This window comes from Paenibacillus sp. FSL W8-0194, assembly GCF_037969745.1.
In the GTDB taxonomy this organism is placed as follows: Bacteria; Bacillota; Bacilli; order Paenibacillales; family Paenibacillaceae; genus Paenibacillus_AQ; species Paenibacillus_AQ cookii.
The window spans coordinates 4858416-4883857 of record NZ_CP150205.1 but is presented as its reverse complement, the minus strand read 5'-3'; the positions used below and the strand labels follow the sequence as shown (position 1 = coordinate 4883857).

The 25442-nt window shown below is 51.9% G+C and carries 27 protein-coding genes; 16 read left to right on the top strand and 11 right to left on the bottom strand.

Going from position 1 to position 25442, the window contains the following annotated elements; genetic code table 11:
- Window positions 1–60: 60 nt before the first annotated feature.
- On the bottom strand, window positions 61–960 hold the full coding sequence (locus MKY58_RS22375; protein WP_339322177.1) for an NAD(P)-dependent oxidoreductase: 900 nt from the start codon (window positions 958–960) through the stop codon (window positions 61–63).
- Between the two features lie 244 nt (window positions 961–1204).
- Between MKY58_RS22375 and MKY58_RS22370 the strand changes: the two genes are divergently transcribed.
- From MKY58_RS22370 to MKY58_RS22360, 3 genes are all read left to right on the top strand, one after another.
- On the top strand, window positions 1205–2560 hold the full coding sequence (locus MKY58_RS22370; RefSeq protein ID WP_339322176.1) for a glucose-6-phosphate isomerase: 1356 nt from the start codon (window positions 1205–1207) through the stop codon (window positions 2558–2560).
- Between the two features lie 104 nt (window positions 2561–2664).
- Window positions 2665–3297 (top strand): YigZ family protein, encoded by a 633-nt coding sequence (locus MKY58_RS22365; protein WP_339325227.1) that lies wholly within the window; start codon window positions 2665–2667, stop codon window positions 3295–3297.
- Between the two features lie 5 nt (window positions 3298–3302).
- Window positions 3303–3887 carry a TetR/AcrR family transcriptional regulator gene (locus tag MKY58_RS22360; protein ID WP_036715393.1) on the top strand — a complete coding sequence of 195 codons (585 nt, stop codon included), beginning with the start codon at window positions 3303–3305 and terminating at the stop codon, window positions 3885–3887.
- A 316-nt stretch (window positions 3888–4203) separates the two neighbouring features.
- Here the strand turns inward: MKY58_RS22360 and MKY58_RS22355 are convergent, their stop codons facing one another.
- On the bottom strand, window positions 4204–4605 hold the full coding sequence (locus MKY58_RS22355) for a secondary thiamine-phosphate synthase enzyme YjbQ (protein ID WP_339322175.1): 402 nt from the start codon (window positions 4603–4605) through the stop codon (window positions 4204–4206).
- A gap of 299 nt (window positions 4606–4904) precedes the next feature.
- On the opposite strand from MKY58_RS22355, the gene cysT reads away from it, so the two are divergent.
- The 5 genes from cysT (at window position 4905) to MKY58_RS22330 (ending at window position 10037) form a co-directional block, all read left to right on the top strand.
- Window positions 4905–5720: a sulfate ABC transporter permease subunit CysT gene (cysT, locus tag MKY58_RS22350; protein WP_339322174.1), complete on the top strand. Its 816-nt coding sequence runs from the start codon at window positions 4905–4907 to the stop codon at window positions 5718–5720.
- Window positions 5717–6514, top strand: a complete 798-nt coding sequence (locus MKY58_RS22345) for a sulfate ABC transporter permease subunit (protein ID WP_339322173.1) — start codon at window positions 5717–5719, stop codon at window positions 6512–6514. The genes cysT and MKY58_RS22345 overlap by 4 nt, the downstream gene beginning before the upstream one ends.
- Window position 6515: 1 nt before the next feature.
- Complete coding sequence (cysA, locus tag MKY58_RS22340; protein WP_212952291.1) at window positions 6516–7580, top strand: sulfate ABC transporter ATP-binding protein; 1065 nt, start codon at window positions 6516–6518, stop codon at window positions 7578–7580.
- Between the two features lie 368 nt (window positions 7581–7948).
- The gene (locus MKY58_RS22335) at window positions 7949–9016 is read left to right on the top strand and encodes a sulfate ABC transporter substrate-binding protein (RefSeq protein ID WP_339322172.1); all 1068 of its coding nucleotides are present in this window, start codon (window positions 7949–7951) and stop codon (window positions 9014–9016) included.
- Between the two features lie 250 nt (window positions 9017–9266).
- Window positions 9267–10037: an MBL fold metallo-hydrolase gene (locus MKY58_RS22330; RefSeq protein WP_339322171.1), complete on the top strand. Its 771-nt coding sequence runs from the start codon at window positions 9267–9269 to the stop codon at window positions 10035–10037.
- Window positions 10038–10170: 133 nt separating this feature from the next.
- Here MKY58_RS22330 and MKY58_RS22325 read toward each other — a convergent pair whose 3' ends face one another.
- Together MKY58_RS22325 and MKY58_RS22320 are read right to left on the bottom strand one after the other, a co-directional pair.
- A complete protein-coding gene (locus MKY58_RS22325) occupies window positions 10171–10968 on the bottom strand; it encodes a Cof-type HAD-IIB family hydrolase (RefSeq protein WP_036715721.1) in 798 nt (265 codons plus the stop codon).
- A gap of 39 nt (window positions 10969–11007) precedes the next feature.
- On the bottom strand, window positions 11008–11910 hold the full coding sequence (locus MKY58_RS22320) for a DMT family transporter (RefSeq protein ID WP_339322170.1): 903 nt from the start codon (window positions 11908–11910) through the stop codon (window positions 11008–11010).
- Window positions 11911–12077: 167 nt separating this feature from the next.
- Here MKY58_RS22320 and MKY58_RS22315 point away from each other — a divergent pair, with 167 nt between their 5' ends.
- Entirely contained in the window at window positions 12078–12338 is a 261-nt protein-coding gene (locus MKY58_RS22315; RefSeq protein ID WP_212952288.1) for a YqkE family protein, read from the top strand.
- A gap of 84 nt (window positions 12339–12422) precedes the next feature.
- Here the strand turns inward: MKY58_RS22315 and MKY58_RS22310 are convergent, their stop codons facing one another.
- The 4 genes from MKY58_RS22310 to MKY58_RS22295 form a co-directional block, all read right to left on the bottom strand.
- Complete coding sequence (locus tag MKY58_RS22310) at window positions 12423–13526, bottom strand: DUF1835 domain-containing protein (protein WP_339322169.1); 1104 nt, start codon at window positions 13524–13526, stop codon at window positions 12423–12425.
- A 57-nt stretch (window positions 13527–13583) separates the two neighbouring features.
- Complete coding sequence (locus MKY58_RS22305) at window positions 13584–14465, bottom strand: AraC family transcriptional regulator (protein ID WP_339322168.1); 882 nt, start codon at window positions 14463–14465, stop codon at window positions 13584–13586.
- A gap of 63 nt (window positions 14466–14528) precedes the next feature.
- Window positions 14529–14996, bottom strand: a complete 468-nt coding sequence (locus tag MKY58_RS22300; protein WP_339322167.1) for a copper amine oxidase N-terminal domain-containing protein — start codon at window positions 14994–14996, stop codon at window positions 14529–14531.
- Window positions 14997–15265: 269 nt separating this feature from the next.
- Window positions 15266–15931 carry a copper amine oxidase N-terminal domain-containing protein gene (locus tag MKY58_RS22295; RefSeq protein ID WP_339322166.1) on the bottom strand — a complete coding sequence of 222 codons (666 nt, stop codon included), beginning with the start codon at window positions 15929–15931 and terminating at the stop codon, window positions 15266–15268.
- 300 nt (window positions 15932–16231) lie between these two features.
- Here MKY58_RS22295 and MKY58_RS22290 point away from each other — a divergent pair, with 300 nt between their 5' ends.
- Window positions 16232–17122 (top strand): copper amine oxidase N-terminal domain-containing protein, encoded by an 891-nt coding sequence (locus MKY58_RS22290; RefSeq protein WP_339322165.1) that lies wholly within the window; start codon window positions 16232–16234, stop codon window positions 17120–17122.
- A gap of 150 nt (window positions 17123–17272) precedes the next feature.
- Window positions 17273–17866 (top strand): hypothetical protein, encoded by a 594-nt coding sequence (locus MKY58_RS22285; RefSeq protein WP_339322164.1) that lies wholly within the window; start codon window positions 17273–17275, stop codon window positions 17864–17866.
- A gap of 139 nt (window positions 17867–18005) precedes the next feature.
- Here the strand turns inward: MKY58_RS22285 and MKY58_RS22280 are convergent, their stop codons facing one another.
- Together MKY58_RS22280 and MKY58_RS22275 are read right to left on the bottom strand one after the other, a co-directional pair.
- Window positions 18006–18467 (bottom strand): hypothetical protein, encoded by a 462-nt coding sequence (locus MKY58_RS22280; RefSeq protein WP_339322163.1) that lies wholly within the window; start codon window positions 18465–18467, stop codon window positions 18006–18008.
- A 4-nt stretch (window positions 18468–18471) separates the two neighbouring features.
- Window positions 18472–19263, bottom strand: a complete 792-nt coding sequence (locus MKY58_RS22275; protein ID WP_339322162.1) for a hypothetical protein — start codon at window positions 19261–19263, stop codon at window positions 18472–18474.
- 795 nt (window positions 19264–20058) lie between these two features.
- On the opposite strand from MKY58_RS22275, the gene MKY58_RS22270 reads away from it, so the two are divergent.
- Window positions 20059–20259 (top strand): hypothetical protein, encoded by a 201-nt coding sequence (locus MKY58_RS22270; protein ID WP_339322161.1) that lies wholly within the window; start codon window positions 20059–20061, stop codon window positions 20257–20259.
- A gap of 269 nt (window positions 20260–20528) precedes the next feature.
- On the opposite strand, the gene MKY58_RS22265 is transcribed toward MKY58_RS22270, so the two are convergent.
- The gene (locus tag MKY58_RS22265; protein WP_339322160.1) at window positions 20529–21533 is read right to left on the bottom strand and encodes a lipoate--protein ligase; all 1005 of its coding nucleotides are present in this window, start codon (window positions 21531–21533) and stop codon (window positions 20529–20531) included.
- A 288-nt stretch (window positions 21534–21821) separates the two neighbouring features.
- Between MKY58_RS22265 and cobD the strand changes: the two genes are divergently transcribed.
- The 4 genes from cobD (at window position 21822) to MKY58_RS22245 (ending at window position 25442) form a co-directional block, all read left to right on the top strand.
- Window positions 21822–22925, top strand: coding sequence for a threonine-phosphate decarboxylase CobD (cobD, locus tag MKY58_RS22260; protein WP_339322159.1), 1104 nt, complete (start codon window positions 21822–21824; stop codon window positions 22923–22925).
- Between the two features lie 218 nt (window positions 22926–23143).
- Window positions 23144–23866 carry an adenosylcobinamide amidohydrolase gene (locus tag MKY58_RS22255; protein WP_339322158.1) on the top strand — a complete coding sequence of 241 codons (723 nt, stop codon included), beginning with the start codon at window positions 23144–23146 and terminating at the stop codon, window positions 23864–23866.
- Window positions 23848–24828: an adenosylcobinamide-phosphate synthase CbiB gene (gene cbiB / locus MKY58_RS22250; RefSeq protein ID WP_339322157.1), complete on the top strand. Its 981-nt coding sequence runs from the start codon at window positions 23848–23850 to the stop codon at window positions 24826–24828. The genes MKY58_RS22255 and cbiB overlap by 19 nt, the downstream gene beginning before the upstream one ends.
- Entirely contained in the window at window positions 24819–25442 is a 624-nt protein-coding gene (locus MKY58_RS22245; RefSeq protein WP_339322156.1) for a histidine phosphatase family protein, read from the top strand. The genes cbiB and MKY58_RS22245 overlap by 10 nt, the downstream gene beginning before the upstream one ends.

Sequence of the window (25442 nt, the reverse complement as noted above, 5' to 3'; positions counted from 1 at the left end):
AGGTTCGAACATCGGGATTGCCGAAACTTCGATGCATACGGGCGGAGGAACGGGCCAAACTTAATCCAGCGGCTTGCCGCCGATCGTTTGGCCGATCCAAGCTTCGTAGCATTTGACGACGGCAGACAGGTCCTCGTCGCCGTAACCTTGCGTCGCTCCGGCCTGGAACAGGCTTTTGGCCATGTTCAGCATCGGCGCGGGAATGCCGGAAACGTCGGTCAGGGAGGAAGCGAGCTTGAGGTCCTTCAGCATTAAGGCCAGCGAAAACTGGTTGCTGAAATCGGCTTCGATGATCTTGCGGCCTTTCAGATCCGCGGCTTTGCTTCCCGCCGAACCGAGCTGAACGAGCTCCAGGAAGCTGTCCGCAGGAATGCCGGATTTGGCGGCGATGGCGAAACCTTCGGCGAGCGCAAGGTTGTTGATGCCGACCATGGTGTTATGCGCCAGCTTGGCAACGGAGCCGCTGCCGTTCGGTCCCATGTGGATGATCTTTTTGCCGAGGGTATCCAGCACGTCGGTGACGTTTTGGAGTACGGAAGCCTCGCCGCCGACCATAAACACGAGCGTGCCGTCGATCGCCGCCGGCTTGCTGCCGGTCACCGGGGCATCCAGGAAGTAAGCGCCAAGCTCCCCGACGGAAGCTGCGATTTCCTTGACCAGCCCGGGGGAGATGGTGCTCGAATCGATGACGGTCACGCCGGCCTCCAGCGAGCGCAGAATGCCGTCTTCGCCGTAAAACACCTCGCGGATGGAATCGTCGTTGCTGACCATCGTGATGACGACGTCCCGGCCGGCCGCGGCTTCGCGCGGCGTTGCGGCGGCTGCTGCGCCTTCGGCGACAAGCGGCTCGCATTTGGACGGCGTGCGGTTATATACGGTTACTTCGTAGCCCTTTTTTAGAAGATTGGAAGCCATCGGCGCTCCCATGGTTCCCAGTCCGATAAAACCTATTTTTTTCATAGCAGATCACCTTTTCTTTCCGTGGAGGAACGCGCGAAGGGGCTTCGGATGAAGCCCCCGGCGCATCCCGGAGAATTTATGAAGCTGGATCTATTTTACCATGAAGCCCGGCCGGCATACCACGAGGAGACGCTTTTCATGGAAGCTTTCTTTCGTGCTTGCTAGCGGCAAGAAATTACAGTATCCTATTCTAAAGCTATTTTTTAGAGCGTGGAGTAGAGATGAAACCAGGAGGTACAGACAAATGTCAAAACCGTTGAAATTCGATTACAGCAAAGCCCTTGCGTTCGTCAACCAGCATGAAGTGGATTATTTCGCCGATCCGATCCGGCTGGCTCACGAGCAGCTGCACAACAAAACCGGCGCAGGTTCCGACTACCTGGGATGGATCGATCTGCCGACGGCATACGATAAAGAAGAATTTGCCCGCATCCAAAAAGCGGCGGCCAAAATCCAAAGCGATTCCGACGTCCTGATCGTCATCGGCATCGGCGGTTCCTACCTCGGCGCGCGCGCGGCGATCGAAGCTTTGTCGCATTCCTTCTATAACTACCTGCCGAAGGACAAGCGCAAAACGCCTGAAATTTATTTTGCCGGCAACAACATCAGCTCGACGTACGTGACGCATTTGCTCGACCTGATCGAAGGCAAGGATTTCTCCGTTAACGTCATCTCCAAATCCGGAACGACGACGGAACCGGCGATCGCATTCCGCATTTTCCGCGCAGCCCTGGAGAAAAAATACGGCAAGGAAGAAGCGAAAAAACGCATTTACGCTACCACGGACCAAGCAAAAGGCGCGCTCAAGAAGCTTGCGACCGAAGAAGGCTACGAGTCCTTCGTGATTCCTGACGACGTGGGCGGACGTTATTCCGTGCTGACCGCGGTAGGCCTGCTGCCGATTGCAACGGCCGGCATCGACATCGAAGAAATGATGAAAGGCGCTGCCGACGCGGCCAAAGAATACAGCAACCCGAACGTGGCCGAAAACGAAGCTTACCAATACGCCGCCGTTCGCAACGCGCTCTACCGCAAAGGCAAAGCCATCGAGATTCTCGTGAACTACGAACCTTCTTTGCACTATGTATCGGAATGGTGGAAACAGCTGTACGGCGAAAGCGAAGGCAAGGACTACAAAGGCATTTATCCTGCTTCCGTCGATTTCTCCACCGATCTGCACTCCATGGGTCAATTCATTCAGGAAGGCAGCCGGAACATTTTCGAAACCGTCATTCAGGTGGACAAGGTTCCTCATGAAATTACGATCGAAAGCGATCCGGACGATCTGGACGGCCTGAACTTCCTCGCCGGCAAGACGATGGATTTCGTGAACAAAAAGGCTTTCCAAGGCACGATGCTGGCACACACCGACGGACAGGTTCCGAACCTGATCGTAACCGTGCCGGATCTGACGCCATATTCTTTCGGATACCTGGTTTATTTCTTTGAAAAAGCTTGCGGCATCAGCGGTTACCTCTCCGGCGTGAACCCATTCGACCAGCCGGGCGTTGAAGCTTACAAGAAAAATATGTTCGCATTGCTTGGCAAACCAGGCTATGAAAAAGAAAAGGCTGATCTGGAAGCCAGACTTTCTGAATAACGACGCATCTTAAGCATAGACATAAGGCAGAAGGAAGCAGTTCACCGGTTGGAAAAATACGGGGGACTGCTTTCTTGCCAATCTGGGAAAGGGTACCGAAGGACATGATTGAACGTTACCGTACCGTTCGCAGGAGCGGGGAAAAAGAAATCATCATCAAGAAGTCGCGCTTTATCGGGCATATCATGCCGGTTGAAAGCGAAGAAGATGCAAACGCTTTTATCGAGGATATCAGCAAAAAACACTGGAACGCCACGCATAACTGCTTCGCCTACATAATCGGGGAGCGTGACGAAATCCAAAAGCAGTCCGATGACGGGGAGCCCAGCGGAACCGCGGGCAAGCCGATTCTCGAGGTCATCAAAAACCAGGGCCTGAAAAACGTGGCGATCGTCGTCACCCGGTATTTCGGCGGCATCATGCTCGGGGCCGGAGGATTGATCCGGGCCTACACGGACGGCGCCGTCGCGGCGATTGAAGCCGGGGAAGCGATTACTCGTGTACTTCATCGGCAAATTTTTGTAGAATTAGATTACACGTGGCTCGGCAAGGTTGAAAATGAGCTTCGGAACCGCGAGGTTCGCATGGGGGAGACACGTTTTACGGACAAGGTAACGCTGGAATGCCTGCCGCTGGATGCGGAAAAGGATGCGTTCATGTCGTGGATGGTGGATCTGACGCAGGGTCAATCCCTGATTACGGAGGGTGAGCAGCTTTATTTTATTGAAGGGGAATAAGGTCTATGGCAAGAAGAGCAGTGGAACAGGAGTTATCCAGGGAGAGGATTCTGGAAGCAGCCAGACATTTGTTCGTCACAAAGGGCTACAGGGCCATCTCCATGCGCAGTATAGGTCAGCATTTAGGTTACAGTCATGGTTCCTTGTATTATCATTTTAAGGAAAAGGCGGAGCTGTTTTACGCTATCGTCGTGGAGGATTTCAACAACCTGGCGGTTCAGCTGAAAAAGGTCATCAAGGCCTCCCCGGTTCAGGATTTGACCAAGGTGGAGCAGCTCATGCTCGAGTTTATCCGCTTTGGCCTGGACCATCCGTACCAGTACGAGATCATGTTCATGATCCGGGACGAAGAGCTGTTGTCCTACTGCCGTACGGAGCAGGGGCGCTGTTTGGAATTGTTTGCATCCATCGTACGCCGTTACATGAACGAAGAAAAGCACGGTCAGGATTTCTGCCGGAATCTTCCGCTGACACTGTTTTTGTCTATGCACGGGTTCATCTCGTATTACATCCAAGACCGGGTTACTTTTGAGGAAGTGAAGCCTGCAGCGCTCGCGCATGTCAAAATATGCTGCGAATGCTTGCGGTAGCTATGGTTTGGCCGTCCGAGATTCGATGAACATTCCGCAAAGTGCGGTTCATTCGTTGGGAAGATGCCCCGGCGCCATTTTTTGGCGGGTTTATGCCGCCTCCTCCGAATCCCCCAAAACGACGACAACGGGATCGGCGGACAAGAGAAAATTCGTGAATCGGCCGTCTCTTGACGGACGTTCACTTTATAGCACTAAATTGTTATTGCGTCAAAGCGATCGTGCAGATGGGATGGTGAAGGGGATAGGCGGAACGGCCTGAACCCCAACGCCTGTTTTGTTTTGGATGCTTGCTTTTCGTTTGCGTGGATCTAAGTTACCCCTGCATGATTTTGACATGGTACTGCCTGCGGCGGGGACCGTCGAATTCGCAAAAATAAATGCCCTGCCAGCGGCCGAGCAGCAGATCGCCTCCGGCGATGATGACCGTTTGGGACGGTCCGCAGGTGATCGATTTTAAATGCGATGCCGTATTGCCTTCCATGTGGCGGTATTTCGGGTGTTCCCATGGATAGACCTCGTCCAAACGCATCAACACGTCCCGTTTGACGTCCGGATCCGCGTTTTCGTTAATGGCGATTCCGGCGGTGGTGTGCGGGCAATAAATAAGCACCGTGCCTTCCTTGATTCCGCTTTTTTGCACGAGCGAGCGGACTTCCCGCGTAATATCCCTCATTTCGTCGCGGCCGGCAGTGGTCAATTCAAGCGTATGCAGCATAATATGGATTCTCCCTTCTTTTTCTCCAATACGATTTGATGATTTACGGCAACTCAACTACTTCGCCGCAGCTATTTTCAATTCCTTTTGCAGTGTACATTATTTTCTAATTTCCATACAAACTTACATATTGACGATGACAAACAGTTTTTGGTAAAGTATCTCTTAAGTGAAAAGCCGAGTATACAAATAGGAATTCAATTCATTTTATTTAATAACCATTTTGATGACCATATGCACCATACGCGCAATAGGCGCATTGCGTCACACGGATTCAAAAAAACGGGGAGGAAAGCCGTATGAATACATTGCTGCGACATAAGGGCTGGACCTGGGGGTTCCGCAGCACCCTGCTTTTATATTTTCTGCTGCTGGTGATCCTTCCTTTGCTTGGCGTCTATTATCATTCCTTTTCGGAAGGCTGGCGCCAATTTGCGGAAAGCGTTACGGATCCGATCGCCTGGAAGGCCGTTCTGCTGACGCTCCGGCTTGCGCTTGCCGCGGCCGTCATCAACATGCTGATCGGCACGATGATCGGATGGGTGCTGGTACGCTGCCGTTTTCCGGGAAGAACGCTGCTGAACAGCCTGGTGGATTTGCCTTTTGCGCTTCCAACCGCCGTGGGCGGACTGATGATCCTTTTGCTGCTCGGACCCGCCAGTTGGGTCGGCCAGGCTGCCGGAGCGCTGGGGTTCGATATCGTGTTTCATCCGCCCGCGATCATTATCGCGATGGTATTCGTGACGTTTCCGTTCGTGATCCGCGCGGTACAGCCGCTGCTGGAGGAAATTGATCCGTCCGAGGAGGAGGCGGCAAGAACGCTGGGAGCGTCGGGCTTCAGAGTCTTTTTTCAAGTGGTACTGCCGTCCATGCTGCCCGGCATATTAAGCGGCGGCATGCTTGCCTTTTCCAGGGCGCTGGCGGAATTCGGCGCGGTCGTGCTGGTGGCGGGCAACATACCCGGACGCACGCTGGTCGCTTCCGTGTATATTTACGGGGAAGTCGAAAGCGACCATACGGCGGGCGCGGCCGCGGTGTCGGTCCTTTTGCTGACGTTGTCCTTCATCATTCTATGGGTTGTGAACTGGGTACAGACACGGGGGAAAAATCAATGAATAAACTGTGGATCGTACTTACTTATGCCGTATTTACCGTTCTTTTGATCATTCCGCTCGTTAAAATGACGACGGCCGCCTTCAGCGGCGGGCTTGGGGCGCTGGGAGACGCGCTGTCCCGGCCGGAGGCCCTTCACGCGTTTATGATGACGGCGCTTGTGGTCGTCACGGTCACGATTTTGAACACACTGCTTGGGATGATGACGGCAGTTTACCTCGTACGCGGCAATTGGATGAGCCGATGGCTGAGAAGGCTGATGAACAGCCTGGTCGATTTGCCTTATGCGGTGTCTCCCGTCATCGGCGGTTTGATGATCGTTCTGCTGCTTGGCCCGGGCAGCGCCGCGGGAGCTTTTTTTGACCATATCGGCTTCAAGATCGTCTATGCGTTTCCCGGCATGGTCATCGCGACGCTGTTCGTGACGTTCCCGCTCATGGTGCGCGAGGTGATGCCCGTTTTGCAGGAGATCGGCACGCAGCAGGAGGAAGCGGCTTCCACGCTCGGGGCTTACAGCTGGACGACGTTCTGGAAGGTGACGTGGCCGTCGATCCGCTGGGCGGTCATTTACGGCGTGGTGCTGACGATCGCCCGGGCGCTCGGGGAGTTCGGGGCGGTGCTGGTCGTTTCCGGCAATATCATCAACCGTACGCAGACCGCGACGACCCTCATTTACCAGGACGTCGAAAACTTCAACGTCACTTCGGCCAACGGGGCGGCGCTGGTGCTGGCGGCGTTTTCGATCGGGCTCATGCTGCTGATGGAATGGGCGAAAAAAAGAAGGGGAGTGCACTGATATGCATATTGAGGTTCGCGGTTTAAACAAGCATTTTGGCAGTTTCCACGCCGTCAAGGACGTGAGCTTTGACATTGCGAAAGGCCATCTGATCGGGCTGCTGGGACCAAGCGGCGGCGGGAAAACGTCGGTGCTCCGAATGCTTGCCGGCCTGGAGCAGCCGGATGCCGGAGAGATTTTGTTCCACGGGGAACCGGTCACCGATCTGCTGCCGCAGGAGCGCGGGATCGGCTTCGTCTTTCAAAACTATGCGCTGTTCAAGCACATGACGGTGTTCGACAACATCGCGTTCGGGCTTAAAGTGAAAAAGGTGCCGAAAGCGGTTTTGAAGGAGCGGGTGATGGAGCTGGTGGAGCTGACCGGTTTGTCCGGCTTCGAAAAGCGATATCCCCATCAGCTGTCCGGCGGGCAGCGGCAGCGCGTCGCTTTTGCCCGGGCGCTGGCCCCCGAACCGCAGCTGCTGCTGCTGGATGAGCCTTTTGCGGCCATCGACGCCAAAATCAGGCAGGAGCTGCGCTCCTGGCTGCGCGAGCTGATCGAACGCGTGGGCATCACCTCGATTTTCGTGACGCATGACCAGGATGAAGCGATCGAGGTCGCCGACGAGATCATGATCATGAATCAGGGGCGCCTGGAGCAGAAAGGAACGCCTTGGGACATATACAAAGAGCCGAAAACGCCATTCGTCGCGTCGTTCATCGGGGAATCCACGATCATCGACGACGTGTCGGAGCTTCGGGGCTTTGAGGAAGCGGGATCGGGCGCAGGAACGCGCGCGCTCATACGGCCCGAATACATCGAAGTCGGGGATGCGCATGAATTCACCATGCCTTCCGCCACGGAGGAAGGGGTCGTGCACCGCCTTCATTTCCGCGGCAGCGAATGGATGGTGGAGGTGGAGGTCGGCGGCCATAAGCTGATGACCTACCGCTCGCTGGAGAAGCCGTCGTTGACGCCGGGACAGCATGTGAGGGTGCTGGTGCACCGCGCGTATATGTTCAACGAGGAGCGGAGCTGGATGGAGGAGAACCGGCTGAAGGTTGATCCGATGCCGGTGATGATTTAAAAATAATTAGTCCTAGACATTGTCCAAGGTAGCAGCTGCGGTTACGGATCGTTCTTCCGATCGCTGTTGTCTCCAAATTTCTCTTATTCTGTTTATCGAAAGGGTAGAAATTCGGAGACAAAGGCGACCACTACCGTTTCTTCAGATCGATTCCGTCCCTCCGCTACTTTTGCTTATTGTCCAAAACAAATATGATCTTGAACCAATTCGGGGCAGCGTGTTTTCACGGGGCTAGCGTTCTGTGAGACTCTCACCGATCACCGCAGCTTCGGAGGAGTCGATTTTACTCACATACGCTGCCTACGCTTTTTTATACCGATGATGAAAGTTCATCATTCTTAATTTTTTTAAACCAGGAGGAAGCGCATATGAAACCATCCTTAAGCCGGTTGAAAGTGAATATGTCGGGTATGCTCGCCTTCCTTCTGCTGATGTCGGCCCTGTTGTCCGGATGCAGTCGGGAAACCGCCACGGAAGCCAGCGCGGCTCCGGCGAGCGGGAAAGAGGTCACGCTGGTCATCGGCGCTTACAGCATCGTCAAGGACGCCATGGCGGATATTTTGCCCAAGTTCCAGAAGGAATGGAAATCCAAGACCGGACAAACGGTCAAATTCCAGGAATCCTATGAAGCGTCCGGTACGCAGGCCCGCGCGATCATCGGCGGCTTTGAGGCGGACGTGACGCTGCTTGCGATGGAAGGAGACGTCGATAAGCTGGTCAAGGAGGGGCTCGTCAGCAAGCAGTGGCGGGACGCGCCGGACGGCGGCATGATTACGCGCTCCATCGTCGCTTTGGGCACGCGGGAAGGGAACCCGCTTGGCATCCGCGATTTTGCGGATTTGACCAAACCGGGCGTCAAGGTATTGTATCCGAACCCGCAAACCTCCGGAGGGGCCCAGTGGGATATCAACGCCATTTACGGAGCCGGACTGAAGCTTTCGGAGGAGCAGGGACAAAAAGATCCGGCATACGCCAAAGCCTTTTTGGAAAAGGTGCACCGGAATATCGAATCGCTGGACAAAAGCGGCAGGGCGTCCATGGCTGCCTTCGAATACGGTGTCGGCGACGTGGTCGTGACCTACGAAAACGAGCTGCTCGCCCGCATCAGGCAGGGGCAAAAATATGACGTGATCATCCCAAAATACACCATCAAAATCGAAAATCCCGCAGCCGTCGTCGACAAGTACGCCGATCTGCACGGAACGCGCAAGGTAGCGGAGGCTTTCGTGGAGTATCTTCGAAGCAAGGAGGCGCAAACGGTGTTTGCCGAATACGGCTTCCGGCCGGTGGACGAAGAGGTGCTGAAGGCCAACGAAAGCCGGTATCCGATGCCTTCCGGATTGTTTGACATTTCCTATCTGGGCGGCTGGGACGAGGTGCGGGAAACGCTCTATTCCAAAAAAGGAATCTGGTATCAGGTGCTCGCCGGCATTTAGCCGGATGCCTCTTCGGGCAAAAGCCGCCGGTCAAGGACGGGAAATTGCGGCTAACATGTTGGCGGGACTCTATAGTGATAACAAGCGGGAGTATGCCTGTATGGCAGATCCCGTTTTTTTTGTGCAGAGCGATATCGCCGGTTTTCGGCGGGCACCCCTTTGCGCGGCGTGATACAATATAAGCATTCCATGAGGTTTGAATGGCCCGGAACATGATAGGCGCCAAAAGGGGCGTGGAGGAGGAAACAAAATGGATACGCTTGTGTTTTTGGGAACCGGCGACGCGATGGGCGTGCCCCGGGTTTATTGCGAATGCGACGTATGCATGGAAGCAAGAACGACCGGAATCAACCGCCGATTGCGCTCGCTCGTGATGGTCGAGGGGGCGGAAGGCGGCTTTTTGATCGATTGCGGTCCGGATTGGCGAGGTCAGATGGAAAGCCAAGGGATTCGTTTTGCCGAAAAAATATTGGTGACGCACGCGCATTTCGACCATATCGGGGGACTTCCGGAATGGGCGGATGCCTGCCGCTGGCTGGGCCGGAAAGGGGAGCTGTACGCCCCGCAGGAAGTGATCGATACAATCCTGAAGCAGTTTCCATGGCTTGCGAGACATTTGATGACGACGGCGGTCGATAAGGGGATCGAACTGGGCGGCTGGATGATCCAGGGCTGGAAGGTATGCCACGGCTACAACGGGTTCAGCTACGCGTACCGGCTCGAAAAAAACGGCTTCCGCTGGGTGTACTGCTCCGATTCCATCGGTTTGAACGAGAAGGAAAAACAGCCTTTGCATGATTTGGATTTGCTGGTGCTGGGGACAAGCTTTGTGCACGAAACGGCTCCGTACGAGACGCGTTCCGTCTACGACATGCGGGAAGCGGCGGAGCTTCTGGCCGAGGTTCGCCCGAAACGGGCGCTCTACACCCATATGTCCCACGACGTCGATTTGAGTCGGGATATACCGTTGCCGCCGAATGTCGCGCTTGCGCGCACCGGCATGAAGGTGGATTTGGCCTGAAAACCGTGCGCCAGCTAAACGTAAAAAACAGCCGCAGGGGTTCGGAAACGAACCTGCTCTGCGGCTGTTTTTTTATCCGTGCAAGGATGCGATGCGGCTTAGGATTATGGATCGACACGAGCGAACTTCGGCCTCAGGCGTTCAAAACAAACTTCTCGATCGCAGCCTTTACGCCGTCCTCGTTGTTGCTGAGCGTCACGTAATCGGCAATATCCTTCAGTCCTTGAATAGCGTTGCCCATCGCCACGCCAAGGCCTGCGGCCTCCAGCATCTCGTGGTCGTTCCAGGAGTCGCCGATGGCCATCGTTTCTTCCAGATTCACGCCAAAATGGTTGGCGAGGAAGGTCAGCGCATGTCCTTTCGTGCCTTCGCGATGCATAATCTCAAGGAAATGCGGCTTGGATTTGGTGATATGCACCTCGCTGCCGAGCAGCTCGCGGAAAATCGGGATCAGCTTGTCCAAATAATCAGGGTCGTCGATGATCAGCATTTTCGGCGTCGGCTGTTCGACCAGCTTTTCAAAATCCGGTTCGATATAATACGGCGTCCGGTTCAGATTGCAGTAGTCGATCAGCTTCTGGTTTTCCTCGCGCGCGTACAGCTTGTCGTCGATGTATACCTGCAGGTGGAGATCATGCTGAATGCAGTATTCAAAAAGCTTATGCGCCGCGTCTTTGGGGACGTAACGCTCGTAAAGCACTTTTTCGTCCATCAGGTTTTTGACGAGCGAACCTTGATACGTAATGATCGGCACGTTCAGGCCGGTCTGGCGGGCGATGGCTTGGGCGGACGCGTAAGCGCGGCCGGTGGCCAGCGTCACGACGGCGCCTTTGGCGATCGCGGCCTCCAAAGCCTTTTGCGTGGCAGGGGTCACTTCTTTGTCATCGTTGATGAGCGTGTCGTCGATGTCGATGGCGATCAGTTTGTACATGATGGCTTCTCTCCCTTTTTCTATAGTATCCGGCTTCCTTTATTGTACCGTAGGGGGCGCGGATTTCAATTCCGCAATAATCATGCCTGCGAAAATAAACAGGCAGCCGACCCCGGCGGCGACGCCGAGCGTTTCTCCCCCGAACCACAAGCCGGTAAGGGCGGCAAAAACCGGTTCCATCGCAAAAATGACCGCCACCCGGGACGGGCTCGTATATTTTTGGCAGACGGTTTGAATCCAGAACGCAAACGCGCTGGTAGGTCCGATCGAAACGGCCAGCGCCCATAATACCTCCGGCTGCAGCAGCCGCTCCACCGTTTGCGAGGCCGGGCCCATATCCTCGAACAGCAGCGATCCGATCAAGCTAAGCAGGCCGACGACGGCCATTTGCAGCGCCGCCAGCGGCAGCGCGGGATATCGGGGCGCGAAAATGCCGGTATAGGCGATATGAAGAGCGAACCCGATCGCGCACAGGAAAACGAGAACATCCCCTTTGTTCATTTCAAACGCGGAACCGGCAAAGGTCAGCAGATACAGTCCACAGGCCGCCAGCAGGGCGCTCAGCCATGTAAAACGCGAAATCGGATGCTTGAGCAGGACCAGCGCCAGGAAGGGCACCAAAACGACCGATAACCCCGTGATAAAGCCGGCATTGGAGGTCGTGGTGTACAGCAGGCCGACCGTTTGAAACGCATAACCCAAAAACAAAAAAAGACCCAGCAGGCAGGCATGGAGCAGCATGCGGATGCTGACGGCACGCCACTGGCCGCGGTAAAACACCGTGATGATCAAAGCAAGCAACACCGCCGCCCCGACGAAGCGGATGCCGTTGAAAGCCAGCGGAGGCAGCACCCTCACGGCATGCTGGACGATCAAGAACGTGCATCCCCACATCGCGGCGACGATGAGCAGGCTGAGATCGGCAAGACGAGAGCGGTTCAATGAAGTCATTCCTTTCATGCATGAACCCCGGGCGCTTTCAATCAGCCCCAAGGCAAGTGACCAAATTGTATCGCAAATCCGCCGGGCGGACAAGAAAAATTGCCGAAAACCTACCTGACCTTAAACGGGAAACCTGCTATAATGTGGGGTGAAACGGAGTTGATGACATGGCCAAAAAACGAAAACAGGATGCGGCCGTGAAGCCGCAGGCGGCGGACAAGCCGGCAACCCTGAAAGATCTTTTGAGCAGCGAGGTGCTGAGCAAGCTGAAGCAGCAGTCGGAGGAATTAAAAGCCGAGCAGCAGAAGCAAAAGGAAGCCGAGCTGAAAAAAGCGGAGGAAGCGCGCAAAGCCGAGCAAAAACGCCGCGATAACGACTTTGAATATTTGCTTGAAAACAGCAATATGGACTGGAAGAAATATAAATGACCGACGGAAAAGCTGCCCATACGGGCAGCTTTTCGTATGTCTGCGGCAGGATTATGATTAGGGCCGGGATCGGTGATCCATGCATCATGGCACATTCGTTGAACTCCCGGGACTCATGCGGTCCTGAGCGGTCCGCTTTTTAAGCCTCACCCCGTAATATCGCATCGCCCGCGGCACGCCTTTGATTTCCAGCCGCCCCTCATAAATGAGATGCCGGAGCCGGTACTCAAAAAAGACATCCCCGATATAGTCATCCCACATGCCGATGGCTTGGCCGATCACGCGGGCCGCTTTGATGAATTCATGCTCCGGGATGCTGTTTTGAAGTTCCTCTACGGTTTGAAGCAAATAGGCATCGAGGTGGTCCACGCTGACGCTCCGGAGACCATCGTCTTCCCACAGACGCAGCGCCTCGCGCCGACCGGACAACTCCAGCCATTTGTCCTCCAGCTGCCGCCGGATCTCGCCAGGGATCGGATCTTCCTGTTCGGCTTCCGTGTATACCTCTTGCAGTTTTTCAGGGGTGATCTCGCCCGTATGGTTGTATTTGCACCAATAATCCGGCGTGTTGTATTTTTTGCCGCAGGCTTCGTCCGCATCGATGATATGGATGGGGTTCGGATGGTGCCGCAGCAAATAAACGGCCCACAGCAAACCCGTCCGCTCATGGGCGTTTTTACAGCTCCAAATGACGATGCGCGCTTCCGGGGGAATCTCGGACAGCTGCTTTACGAGCTCCTCATGGTATTCTTCATAGCTAATCCCGTCATCTTTTCGGGACTTGTTAATGTGATCCCTGAACCATTCTTCCCTGCGTTTTCGGCCTTCTTCCGTATGAAGATCATGCAGCGGGCCAAACGCAAAATAATCCTGGTCGAACGAAACGATTTTGTCCGTGTCGACACGGCCCAGCGCCTCAATCACGCATTTTAAACTCCCAGCGGGCGAGTGGCCGAAGACCACATGGACCGTTTTTGTGCCCGCATCAGGCTGCCAGCGGCGGACCTGGTTTTGGCGGATGTCAAGAAGATGGTCGTACATCTCTATTAGAAAAGGGTACAGCTCTTCTTTTGCAAGCTGGCCGTTTGCGGCTGCCTCCACCTGATGAAACGTCTGCAACAGCAACTGCTTCAGTTCTTGCGCGGAAAGCTGGTTCAATGCTTCTTTCATCTTCACGATTTTGTCCATCTTCCGAATCCTTTCTTTCCGAAATGACTGTATAGCCTGGAACGCCGCTTTAACCGCTTAAGACTGTCGATGCTTTAGCCGATATTGATGCGGTGTCGACCCGGTTTTTCTTTTAAAAATGCCGTGGAAAAATTTCGGGTCCTGGTACCCGGATAGTTCGGCGATGTAGGGGATTTTAAACGAAGTTTCGCGCAGCAGGCGGCAGCTCCGGTCAATCCGGACATTCTGCAAATACGTCAGAAACGTCACGCCGCAGTATCGCCTGAACATGCGCTGGACGTATCCGGTAGAAACGTTCAACTGTCCGGCCAACTTTCCGATCGTAAACTGGGATTCGCCGCAGCGTTTATGAACGATGCTCAGCATCTCTTCGAACAACGGGTCTTGATTGCATGCCTCCCCGGTGCTGAACAATTGGCGGTCGAGAAGTCCCAGCAATTCCAGCAGCTTTCCACATAGGATGGCTCGATAGCCGTCCGCTTTGCGGATATATTCGGAGTACAGACCGGTAAAAAGCAGCGCGAAGTCGCCGCTGTTGTCCGTCGTTTTCAGCCAGGAGGGCGGCGAATTTTCGTCAGACCGCAGCGACAGGTATTCGAGAAGCCGTTGAGGAAGCGGGATCGATTCGGACCATTGCTCGATCGTCCGCGGATGAAAAACGCAGTTATAGATGACGATCGGCTCCTTCGACGACACCGCGGTTGGCCGAAACACATGCGTCGTTCCGACGGGCAGGACAAAAACGTCGCCTTTCTCTGCGGCGACCCGATCTTCGCCGATATAATGGAATCCCCGCCCTTCGGCGACGTAATTGATTTCGACGAAATCATGGCCGTGCTGCGGCGTTTCGAATGATTCCGCGATCCGGTTCACGAAGATGCTTTCATTCGGGTTCAGCAACGAATCGATCTGCATGATCACAAACGAGCTTTTTCTCAAAGGAAATCCTCCCTTTAGAAATGATCCGGTATCCCCTATTCGTATGCAATGAATGCCCCATTTTTACGTTATTTGGTTCATTGGTTTAACTTTGAGGGAAATGAATATATATGGATGCATCATTAGCTGTTTTTTCCATTCGACATTTGCTCCTAATGTCTCAGCGATAAATCTGAGGTTTACATAAAAAGTACTGTTGTCTGGATTAAAACTGGGGACCTGATTCAGAACTTGAACTTTTCCATTTACGTAAGCCTCATTGGCATTATGAATAAGTTTGATCGATGTTTCACCTTTTGTTGCGGTAGCTGACTTTGTCTTATTGTCCCAATCTACAGTCATACCGAATTTTTCAAAAATAGGCCTCATCGGGACTAAGGTGGCTCCACTGTATGCTACGCTTGCATATATATCCATTTTCTCATTATTTATAAAGATTGAAGGTTTTTCTCGAGAAGCAAAGGCCGCATGTACCCCAAATATCATAGAAATGGCCATAGTCGAAATGAATAATTTTACCGTAGTTTTCATTTTGCAAATTTCTCCTTTGAAGTTTAATAGGCAATAGATATCATTGCATCCATTGCCTATTAAATACGTTATTTATATAACGACTATCTACGGTAATTGTTACGGTGTTATTGATGTCACGAGTAACATAAGCATGATTGGGGATGAAATGGAGAGAACCGGCTATTTGGCCGGTTCTCTCCATTTAAAGACGTTTCTTCTTTTGCCTTTCGCATATGGTAACGCGAGCAAGGCCTTTTGTGAATCTACTTATGATTTACCCCTGCTTTTTACCTTTTTGGTTCGTCCGTAAACGTAAGACCTTTAAAAACTGTATACGATTTTATAAGTTCTTCCTTACTTGCTTTAAATATACCATCAATTAAGTATTTTCCTTTGTCTTGGTCATATTTCATGTTGAAATCCAATTGAACTTTAGCAATTCTTCCATATCCTTTGTTAATATCAATAGTTCGGATCACTTCAACACGAAATTTAAATTGAAGAGGCTCTTCTAATGTCCCAATAAATTTACCGCCAATAATTTTGTAATCTAAGATTGGTTCATCATTGGAAGTTATAATTTTTTTGGGGTCCACAAAATCACTCTTAAATTGATCTGTCACCAACGCTTGATAGCCATCCTTTTTTGAATCATAGTAAGAGAAGTATGCAGCGATTACATCTCTTACGGAAGCATAGTGAGTGTACAGGTCACTTAAATCACCATTTAAAACGTTTGGCTTCGAATCCACCTTCACCGACTTAGACTTAGGATCCCAAGTTACCCCAACGCCTAACGCCTTGGATATCGTACTAATGGGGACGAGCACTCTTCCATCTTCAATTTTGGGTGACGTGTCGGTAGTTAGCTCTGTTCCATTGACAATTATTTTGATTTTCCCTGTGGCTGCAAGAATTGAACCGATGCTAAACCAATTGCAAGTCCTGACCATACATATTTTTTCAAAAAAACCTCCTATGACGACTTTGTTATAACATAATTTATTATAAATATTAATATATGGAATAAAGTTACAAAATACAAAAATGACATTTTGCTACCAATCATTTTAGATTCCGTGAAGTTAGATTGAGATTGATTTCTCACATCGAATACACAAAATATTGAAAAATACCTTGCCGGACTTAGAGAAAACGGCCTGCAAAATATCCATGCCAAGTTTCGGTTAAATCGTAACATTTTTACGTCTTTGATGTTTATAATAATAAACAAAATCAGGAAGGATTTATTTATGTCTTTGCTTAGGAAACTTATTCCCTTCTGCTTAACCGTTCTTTTCATGTTACCGAGTGTAAGTTCAGCTGCTTCTACGGTTACAACGGACAACCCAACACCAAGACCTATAACCGTTAACATTAACGGGTCGTTTATCTCAATTGATACGAATCCTTTTATACAAGCCGGTAGAGTTATGGTACCGGTTAGAACACTTGCATCTCTAGGGCTCAATTATACGTGGGACGCTAAAAAACATACCGCAATCATTACGAATTCCACTAATGAAACATTCAAAATGACTCAAGGTGAGCGTACTGCATATAAAAACGGGAAGCCTGTGCAGATGGATAGTGAAGCAAATAATTATAACGGTCGTATGATGGTTCCTGCGAAATTTGTCAGCGAAGCATTTGGATATCATGTGAACTATGAGAAGACTAGGGGGATATTATTCATACAGTCAAAGAATTTCAACCCTGATGCTAACGCACTGAATTCATCCGACTTAAAGCAGGCACGTCTGGCAGCTATTTCATTACCAATTAATTATTCATTTAAATCCGACCCGAAAGCCGAAAGCGATGAATCTTCATATTATACCTACACTTTTGCATCTAATGACGCAACTCGCTATACCTATAGTAATGGTAATGTAACAACAGTAGTAGAAATTAAAAATGGAATTGCAAAAGCTGTCTGGCAGTTTATCGATGCGGATATACCTGGTTATAATACACAGACATTAGGCGGTACCGAACCGGATTATATTCTGGATATGTACAACGATTCTTTTAATTATAATAATGGCAGCTATATTGGATATTACAGACTTAGTGATGGAACTGTAAAAACCTTCAAATATAAAGGCAATAATTATGGAGATATTATTCACAGTATTCCTTAGCAAAAGTAGTTGAACATTATTATTTCAGCACATACGGCTTAACAAGTTTGATTATACGAATAGCAGCTATGAGCCAGGAACGATATTATGTTTTTGGTTCTTTTTTAGTTTTACATTCAAACGTATCGACTCTATTAGGAGATGATTAAAATGGAGTTTAAAAAAGTAATGGGAATGATCGCACTTTTATCGATCGTTTTTACATCGGGATGCGGTCATGAGCCAAAAAGTGTGAATGTAAAGCAAGCAGCGGATACCAATCATTCAGGAAACAATCAAGGAACCACCGGTTCAAAAAACAAGATAGGAAGCACGACGATTCTTTATAAAAAAGAATCTAATACGCAAAAATCCGAACTTTCAAATTTTAAAGAGGGAATTTCTTTCGACTTATCGGATGATGTTAAAGGTTTCTTCACGCAAGATATTGCGGACAAAATTGCGAATAATATGGAAGCCATTGTTCAGCATGATGAAAAAAATTTTAAAGAGAACATGCTTGATGAGGGTTCCATAAAATTTAACATGGATTGGTTTGGCTATAAGTATGAAAAGGGAGTTAAATTTGAATTCAAGGAAGTCAATGAAATTACCTACGACGAAGATGTGAAACGTATCCAAGTCATCGTTACTTTTCTAAGGAATATAAAAGATAAGGAACTTGAGCAAGGTACGATGACCTATTCATTATTAAAGGATAAAATGAGTGGGCAATGGCTAATTGCAACAATGGATGGAAATTGAAAAATGTTAGATATGGTCTGGCGAACCGGTGTCATACCGGAATAGCAGGAACTTCTTTTTTGTTAGTCCGGCTTGAAGACGAAGAATGGAATTCCGATGCTGATGACGCTTGGAGGATCGGACTTCCAAAATTTATTTCCTAAATGACTCGTGCTGTCCCGAATGCATAATGATGCCACAAAATATCCTCCACCGTGTCAGCTTGGGCTTCATCGCACTCAATGATGAGGATTACTTCCGAATTTTTCCCGCGCAACAAACGTTGTTTCTTTTTGATGACCTTATAGTAGAATACGTCGATGCAAATCCCGAGAAAAAAACCGCTTGCTGCACCGATCAGTCCCCAATAAATCGGCCCCCATGCCAGTTTAAAACCAACGCTAGCCCCAATGACGGCAAACGCAGTCCCAAGGGTTGCTCCGGTGCTAATCAGTGAAATGCCGTCGGCGTTATGGATGCTATCCAACAATCGCCGCTCCGTTTTGCGATTCGTTAAGGGGACAGCGAAAATATGTTCTTTATTAATTCCGTTTTTCTCCAGCTCAGTAATCGCGATTTCTAAATTCGTGGAATGCTCAAACGTTGAAAATATCTGTACCATCGTTTTATACCACCACTTTTCCCTTTTTCACTTGAAATGAGGGGCTTTGGTAATGTTTGATCAGGAAGTCCTTTTGTTCGGAGTCAAATAGCTTGTTGTTTTCTACGGTGTTCACATATGAATCATAGACTGCAAATCCCCATATGGAAGGCATAAACAGCAACCATTGTTTGTCAAGCACGGCGGTTGACATTGCAATTTGACCAAGAAACAGGTAATGGACGGATAAAAGAATTTTGGAAAAATATACAAATATGATTGTCCAAGCCAGTGTAAAAAACGCGGTAAGCAAGCGATGGATGTGCAGCTGCCCAAGCCCCGGCATAAATAAGGACCATATGACCGACATGGCGGGCATTCGTTTGTCCAAATAATTGATCTCCATCGCTCCGATCGAAAATGAGTTGAATGGCGCGTTTTCCCTTTCCGCGAGCAAATAAACTTTGTTCATATCGACCGAGGTCCGGTAACTGTCCCAAATGCCAAACAGATACACCGGAATATACATGAGCATCCACCGGGGGTCCAGCACTTTTTTCGCTTCCTCAATATTGCCGCAAAACGAATATACCATGGCCAGATTGATCTTTGCGTTGCAATTTACAATCACTTCCCACATAAACAAGGAGAGACCGCGTAAATATTTGCTTAACAGGAGGTGACCAAAACCAGGGAAGGCTGCAGACCACCAGGCAATGAAATACGGATTGCGGATATGTATTTGGGTGGTACCGGCAATGGAGATATGGGCTTTGTATCGGCGGAACTTGTTTTCTACATTTCTGTAATTGTCCAAGGGTTACCTCCATGAATGTCCATTTAAAAGTCGCATAATTCCAGATAAAATTGATACTTCTACCGTTCTTGACTATGATCGATCTGCTTTTTCACGAAACTCAGATTACAGACAAGAATCCAGAAAATAAAGGGATACAACAAAGCGGAATACCACAGTTTCCAACCATTGTAATAAAAAAAGTCGGTCTGCAACGTGAGCCACTCAAAGCCGGTTGAAAACGCCGACCAGACCAGGATATAAATGATTTTGGACAGCAATCTCCCATGCACAGGAAAAAAGTTCAGGAACAGAAAGCTAATGGAAGGAATATACATTAGAATTCCCAACAAGGCCAGCCACTGAAAGCCAGGGGAGAGATAACCGTAAAGGTTATAATGCAGGTCGAGCACCACATCCGTTGTGAGACCAAACGAGTAGGCAAAGAAGGACGTAGCGTAAATCTCGATCCTGCTTAGATTTTTAGGGACTGAAAAGGATGCCGCGATCAGCAATAAAAAAAACACAAAAATATAGACCATAAGGAATGGACCCTTCCTGTTTTTTACACTCATAATTTGCCTAATTCGTATTATTGGAAGATTGAGATCATAATAAACCCCAGTCCATTACAATGGTTGCCATTAGCCAAATGGTCTCTTTTTTGATGATGTCCGTTCAGGGCCTGAGATGACTGGTTTAATCCGCGATCCGGTATCCCCTATTCGAATGCAATGAATGCCTCATTTTTTATGTTGTTCGGTTCAATATACCAGAGGCAGGAAATGGATACATGGGGCGAAGAAGGAGCAGTCCGTGAGGCTGCGCGTTTACGATGTGAGATGCGAATATATGCAGAGTCCGCTCGGCATCGGGCCGATCCGGCCGAGACTGAGCTGGAGGCTGGAGGCGGGCCAAGGGGAGAGGCATGTGCTGCAAGCGGCTTCCGGTTGGATGGAGGGATCGTTCGTGCCCGAGCGTACGCCACGGCGCTTGGCTCGTACCGGCTTGAAATGAACGGCCGCAAGGCGGGCGACGGCAGGAGGAAAATCAACGAATACCGGAGCCACGAGCACCCGAAGTAGGGGCTTATGCTCGGAGCATCGAAACTGCCCAAGCGCTCATGCCGGCAGCTGCGGAATGATCCTACCCTGAGCTGCCCGGGGCGAACTGACCCTTTCAATGAAGAATCGTAATTGCCCCGTAATAATAAGAAAACAGCATCCTTGCCGGAAGCAAGATGCTGTTTTTTTGCAGTTATGTTTAAAAAGCGTAATCGCCTAAGTTTAATCTTCCAAAAAGACGAGCCCGATGAAGTCGTCCATTTCGATATTGCCGAAGTAATGTTTAATATCGACGCCTTGAAGCGCTTCACGAACTTCGGACTCTTCGTAACGTTTGCCGCGGAGCTTGTCCTCGATGTCGGCCACGTCGCCCACGCCGAAAAAGTCGCCGTAGATTTTGATGTTCTGAATGCGCGCGTCCTTGATGTCCATCCGGATGTCGATGATGCCGACGGGGAAACGTTTCGTATGTTTGACGTTCGATTCCGGCGATTGGCCGTAGTTCCATTCCCAGTTTTGGTACCGCTCTTTGGAGATTTGGTTGATCTTTTCCCAATCGGCTTCGGTCAGACGATATTGCGGCACGTCTTTCGGATCCATGTTGAAAATGGCACGCAGCAGTTCGGAGCGGAATTCCTCGATCGTCATTTTCCGGTCCATCAGGTCGCTGATGTTGGCGACGCGGCTGCGGACGGATTTGGTGCTTTTGGATTTGAATTTTTCCGGATTGGCGTTCAAGGAAGCTTGGACGTCATCCAGGTTCAGGTTGAACATGAGCGTGCCGTGGCTGAACATCCGGCCCCGGGTGGCGAACTGGGCGTTGCCGGAAATTTTTTGCTCTCCGACCTGCAGGTCGTTGCGGCCGCTGAGTTCGGCATTCACCCCCATGCTGCGCAGCGCGTCGATCACCGGCTGGGTAAACTTCAGGAAGTTGTGGAAGGACTGGCCGTCGTCTTTGGTAATGAAGCTGAAGTTCAGGTTGCCGAGGTCGTGATAAACCGCGCCCCCGCCGGAAAGCCGCCGCACCACCTGGATATTGTGGTCTCTGACGTATTCCTGGTTGATCTCTTCGATCGTATTTTGATGCTTGCCGATAATGATGGAAGGACGGTTGATGTAAAACAGCAGGTAACTGTCTTCCTCCATCGGCAAATGCTTAAGGGTAAATTCCTCGATGGCCAGGTTGATGGCCGGGTCGGTGATGCCTTGGTTATCGATAAACAGCATGGCTTGACTCCTCCGTTTAAAGGCCTGTATTCGATCTCTTTGGTTTTTGCAAAACGAAAAACGAGCTTCGCTGGGATCTTTTTGGATACATACGCCAAACGCGCCTGCAACCTCCCTAAAAACATAGCCCGAATGCGGCTTAAACCGGCTTTCGCAAAATTCAAAGCAGCTTACGAATCTATTGTAAACCAATCGATTGCAAGAAACAAAAAAGAATTTGCATTGACGCCGCAAAAACATTGACGCCATAATGGATTCAATTAGGGTGAACAGACAGGAGTGCAGCATATGCTGGAAAGATACGGGCATGGCGGGGATTTGGAAAGCGCTGCGGAAACTTACGGCCGGGGCGCTTTTTTGGATTTCAGCGCCAACATCAACCCGCTGGGGCCGCCTCCCGGCGTCATGGAGAAGCTGCGGGACGCGCTGCCTGCGGTCATTCGTTATCCCGACCCGGGGCACCGGGGGCTGAAAGAGCTGCTGAGCGTCCGTTTGGGCGTTCGGCCGGAGCAGCTGTGCATCGGCAACGGGGCGGCGGAGTGCATGGCGCTCATTTTGCTGGCGCTGCGTCCCCGGAAGGTGGGGATCGTCGAACCTTGTTTTTCGGAATACCGGCAGTTGTCGGAGCAGTTCGGGGCCGAAGTGCAGTCGGTGTACGGCACGCGTGACAACGGATGGAGGGCCGAGGCCGATGAGATCGAAAAGCTGCTTCGAGCCGTCGATCTGCTGTTTATCGGCCAGCCCAACAATCCGAACGGAATCCAGTACGATATGGAAGTTTTGCGCCGTTTGGCAGGCGCGGCCGAGCGCTGCGGCACCTATTTGGTGATCGACGAGGCGTTTATCGATTTTATACCGGACAAGGACCGGCAGACGCTGCTGCCGGAGCTTGCCCGGTATCCGCGGACGATGCTGGTCCGTTCGATGACGAAGTTTTACGCGATTCCGGGCCTGCGGCTCGGGTTTGCCGCGGCGCATCCGGATCTGGTGCAGGCCATGACCGGCAAGCAGGTCACGTGGAGCGTGAACGGGTTGGCGCTGCTTGCCGGGGAAGCCTGTTTGCAAAGCGGCGAAGGTTACGAGCGGGATACGATCAATCTCATTACGGAACAAAGAGGATTGTTGGCCGCAGGTTTAAGGAAGCTGGGCTGCGACGTGACCGAGGGAGTAGCGAATTTTCTGCTGGCGGGCCTTCCGGCTCCATGGACGGCGGAGAAGATGCAAACGGAAATGGGCCGGCGGGGCGTGCTGATCCGAAGCTGCGCCATGTACCCCGGGCTGGGCCGAGAGCATATCCGGGTTGCGGTCAAAACGCATGCGGACAATACGCGGCTGTTGGACGTCATGGGAGAGGTCATCGCCGGAACGCCGCTCTGGAACGTTGGCAGCTAAGAAGCCAAAAAAAATTTGGAAAAATTAAGATGATCAGCTAAAGGGAAGGTAACGTTTCAAGTGTTTCGCTTGGCTTCAGCTGGCTGCGATTGCCGGTCCGTGGGCGGATCGGAGGCGTTTTGACGGGTGAAAACCTGCGGCCGAAGCCGTGTCTATCAATAGGGATTTTTGAACGAGGACTGGAAAAATAAAGAGATACAATCTAAGGGGGAAGCGGTTTGGCAACACCTTTTTTGACCGAAATAGAAACCGAATACGCATCAAACATTTGGCCGGGGCTCGTGCTTCGGAAAGGGGAGCGGCATCTGCTGCTTCAGGCGCCGGGACCGTTCGACGCGATGGGAAGCGCGGTGTACGGCGGGGGCGTGGCGCGGCTGCGCAGAATGGCCAACATTTATGTGGACAAACATTACGACTGCTCCGATCCGGTGCGCGACGTGGCCGATTGGCTGCGGGAATGGCGATACCCCGTGGATACGACCGCCGGGCTTCTGACCGCGGTTCAGCTGAAGCACGCTTCGGTTATGGAGGAGCACAACGGGGAGGCTGCCGTCTTCTGCTGCGTGACCGCAGGAACCTCCAATGCCGCCAAAGCGGGCTCGGAACGGACGACCTATCCGGCGTATCGCCCCGGAACGGTGAACATCATGCTGATGATCGATGCGAAGCTGACCCAGGCGGCGATGGTCAATACGATCATGACGGCGGTGGAAGCGAAGGCGGCCGCTCTCGCCGACCTTGACGTGCGCGATGCGGAGAACGGGCTTGTGGCGACGGGAACGACCTCGGATGCGATCATGCTCGGAGTGAGCCAAAGCGCAGCATATCCCGTGGAGCATATGTATGCAGGAACGGCTACCGATCTCGGGGCCATGGTGGGACGCGCGGTGTACGGCGCGGTGAAGGAGGCATTGCTGACGGCATGGGCGGAGCGGCATTGACGGCGATGGCCGTGTTGGCCGGGGCTTTTATACTGGATCTGCTGATCGGCGACCCGCGCTGGATTCCGCATCCCGTCATTCAGATGGGCAAGGCGATCAAAGCCATGGAGAATGGGATTCGCCGGCAATTCCGGCCCGAACAATTCAAGCTGGCGGGAATCCTGCTGCCTGTCGTTGTCGCCGGGGGGTCATTGGTTGTCACTTGGGCGCTGCTCAAGGTACTAAACGCGATCCATCCCTGGCTTGGCTGGGCGGCGGAGGCGGTGCTGATCGCCACGACGATTGCCGTTAAAGGGCTGAAGGATGCGGGGATGGAGGTGTACCGTCATCTCGCTTCCGGCGATCTGACGGCGGCGCGCCGGAGCCTCGGCATGATCGTCGGGCGCGAAACCTCGCATTTGGACGATCCGGAGATCGTCCGGGGGACGGTCGAAACGGTCGCCGAAAACATCGTGGATGCGGTCATTTCCCCGCTGCTGTATGCGCTGATCGGCGGAGCCCCGCTGGCCATGGCCTACCGTGCGGTGAACACCCTCGATTCGATGGTCGGCTACAAAAACGAAAAATACATTCACCTCGGCTGGGCTTCGGCCCGGCTCGACGACATCGCCAACTGGATTCCGGCAAGATTGACGGCGCTGCTGCTCACCGTGTCGGCTTTTTTTCTCCGGATGAATGGGCGCAGAGCCTGGCGCACGATGCGCCGGGATGCGCGAAAGCACCCGAGCCCGAACAGCGGTTTTCCCGAATCGACCGTCGCGGGCGCGCTCGGGATTCGGCTCGGCGGGGTCAACGTATACCACGGCGTCGAATCGTTCAGGGCCTATATGGGAGACGCGCTCAGACCGATGGAATCCCGCGACATTTTGCTGGCTAACCGGCTGCTGCTGACCGTCTCGGTGTTGTTCGTCCTGCTGGCTTTGCTGGCCGTTTGGGCGGCGGGAGGCGCGTTATGGACATGAAGCGGCTGGAGATCGTTTTGATGAGACATGGCTCAACGCCGTGGAACGAAGAGAAACGATATTTGGGGCACACCGACATCGGCCTTAGCCCTCGGGGCAGGGACGAGCTGGCTGCCGTCCGCGAAAAGCTGCGGGACCGGAGCTTCGGCATGATCTATTGCAGCGATTTGTCGCGGTGCCGGGAAAGTTTGCGCGAGGTGCGTCCGGACTTGATCGAAAAAGCGGTGTACGATTCCCGCTTGCGCGAAATGGATTTTGGCGCGTGGGAAGGGCACACCTATGACCAGCTCAAGGATATCGCCTTGTACCGGCAATGGCTGGACGATCCGAAACATGCGACCCCGCCGCAAGGCGAATCTTGGGAGGCTTTTGATAGCCGAATCGCCAAGTTTTTGGCAGGCATGCTGCAGGAAGCGGAACCAGGAGCGCCTGAACACGGGGAGTCCGCTCCCGTCCTGCTTGTGGCGCATGGCGGGGTCATCCGGCAGATCGTACATGTGTTTATGCACGCCGTCGCTTTTTGGGATATCCGTATCGAACCCGGAAACTTGCTTGTCCTGACGCTGGAACGGACGGAGGAAGGCTGGAGCGGCGCGGAGCTTGGGAGTTTGTGA

Excerpts from the sequence above, each read along its gene's own strand:
- MKY58_RS22375 (WP_339322177.1), bottom strand. The coding sequence starts at position 960 with ATGAAAAAAATAGGTTTTATCGGACTGGGAACCATGGGAGCGCCGATG.
- MKY58_RS22370 (WP_339322176.1), top strand. The coding sequence starts at position 1,205 with ATGTCAAAACCGTTGAAATTCGATTACAGCAAAGCCCTTGCGTTCGTC.
- MKY58_RS22365 (WP_339325227.1), top strand. The coding sequence starts at position 2,665 with ATGATTGAACGTTACCGTACCGTTCGCAGGAGCGGGGAAAAAGAAATC.
- MKY58_RS22360 (WP_036715393.1), top strand. The coding sequence starts at position 3,303 with ATGGCAAGAAGAGCAGTGGAACAGGAGTTATCCAGGGAGAGGATTCTG.
- MKY58_RS22355 (WP_339322175.1), bottom strand. The coding sequence starts at position 4,605 with ATGCTGCATACGCTTGAATTGACCACTGCCGGCCGCGACGAAATGAGG.
- cysT (WP_339322174.1), top strand. The coding sequence starts at position 4,905 with ATGAATACATTGCTGCGACATAAGGGCTGGACCTGGGGGTTCCGCAGC.
- MKY58_RS22345 (WP_339322173.1), top strand. The coding sequence starts at position 5,717 with ATGAATAAACTGTGGATCGTACTTACTTATGCCGTATTTACCGTTCTT.
- cysA (WP_212952291.1), top strand. The coding sequence starts at position 6,516 with ATGCATATTGAGGTTCGCGGTTTAAACAAGCATTTTGGCAGTTTCCAC.
- MKY58_RS22335 (WP_339322172.1), top strand. The coding sequence starts at position 7,949 with ATGAAACCATCCTTAAGCCGGTTGAAAGTGAATATGTCGGGTATGCTC.
- MKY58_RS22330 (WP_339322171.1), top strand. The coding sequence starts at position 9,267 with ATGGATACGCTTGTGTTTTTGGGAACCGGCGACGCGATGGGCGTGCCC.
- MKY58_RS22325 (WP_036715721.1), bottom strand. The coding sequence starts at position 10,968 with ATGTACAAACTGATCGCCATCGACATCGACGACACGCTCATCAACGAT.
- MKY58_RS22315 (WP_212952288.1), top strand. The coding sequence starts at position 12,078 with ATGGCCAAAAAACGAAAACAGGATGCGGCCGTGAAGCCGCAGGCGGCG.
- MKY58_RS22310 (WP_339322169.1), bottom strand. The coding sequence starts at position 13,526 with ATGGACAAAATCGTGAAGATGAAAGAAGCATTGAACCAGCTTTCCGCG.
- MKY58_RS22300 (WP_339322167.1), bottom strand. The coding sequence starts at position 14,996 with ATGAAAACTACGGTAAAATTATTCATTTCGACTATGGCCATTTCTATG.
- MKY58_RS22295 (WP_339322166.1), bottom strand. The coding sequence starts at position 15,931 with ATGGTCAGGACTTGCAATTGGTTTAGCATCGGTTCAATTCTTGCAGCC.
- MKY58_RS22290 (WP_339322165.1), top strand. The coding sequence starts at position 16,232 with ATGTCTTTGCTTAGGAAACTTATTCCCTTCTGCTTAACCGTTCTTTTC.
- MKY58_RS22285 (WP_339322164.1), top strand. The coding sequence starts at position 17,273 with ATGGAGTTTAAAAAAGTAATGGGAATGATCGCACTTTTATCGATCGTT.
- MKY58_RS22280 (WP_339322163.1), bottom strand. The coding sequence starts at position 18,467 with ATGGTACAGATATTTTCAACGTTTGAGCATTCCACGAATTTAGAAATC.
- MKY58_RS22265 (WP_339322160.1), bottom strand. The coding sequence starts at position 21,533 with ATGCTGTTTATCGATAACCAAGGCATCACCGACCCGGCCATCAACCTG.
- cobD (WP_339322159.1), top strand. The coding sequence starts at position 21,822 with ATGCTGGAAAGATACGGGCATGGCGGGGATTTGGAAAGCGCTGCGGAA.
- cbiB (WP_339322157.1), top strand. The coding sequence starts at position 23,848 with ATGGGCGGAGCGGCATTGACGGCGATGGCCGTGTTGGCCGGGGCTTTT.
- MKY58_RS22245 (WP_339322156.1), top strand. The coding sequence starts at position 24,819 with ATGGACATGAAGCGGCTGGAGATCGTTTTGATGAGACATGGCTCAACG.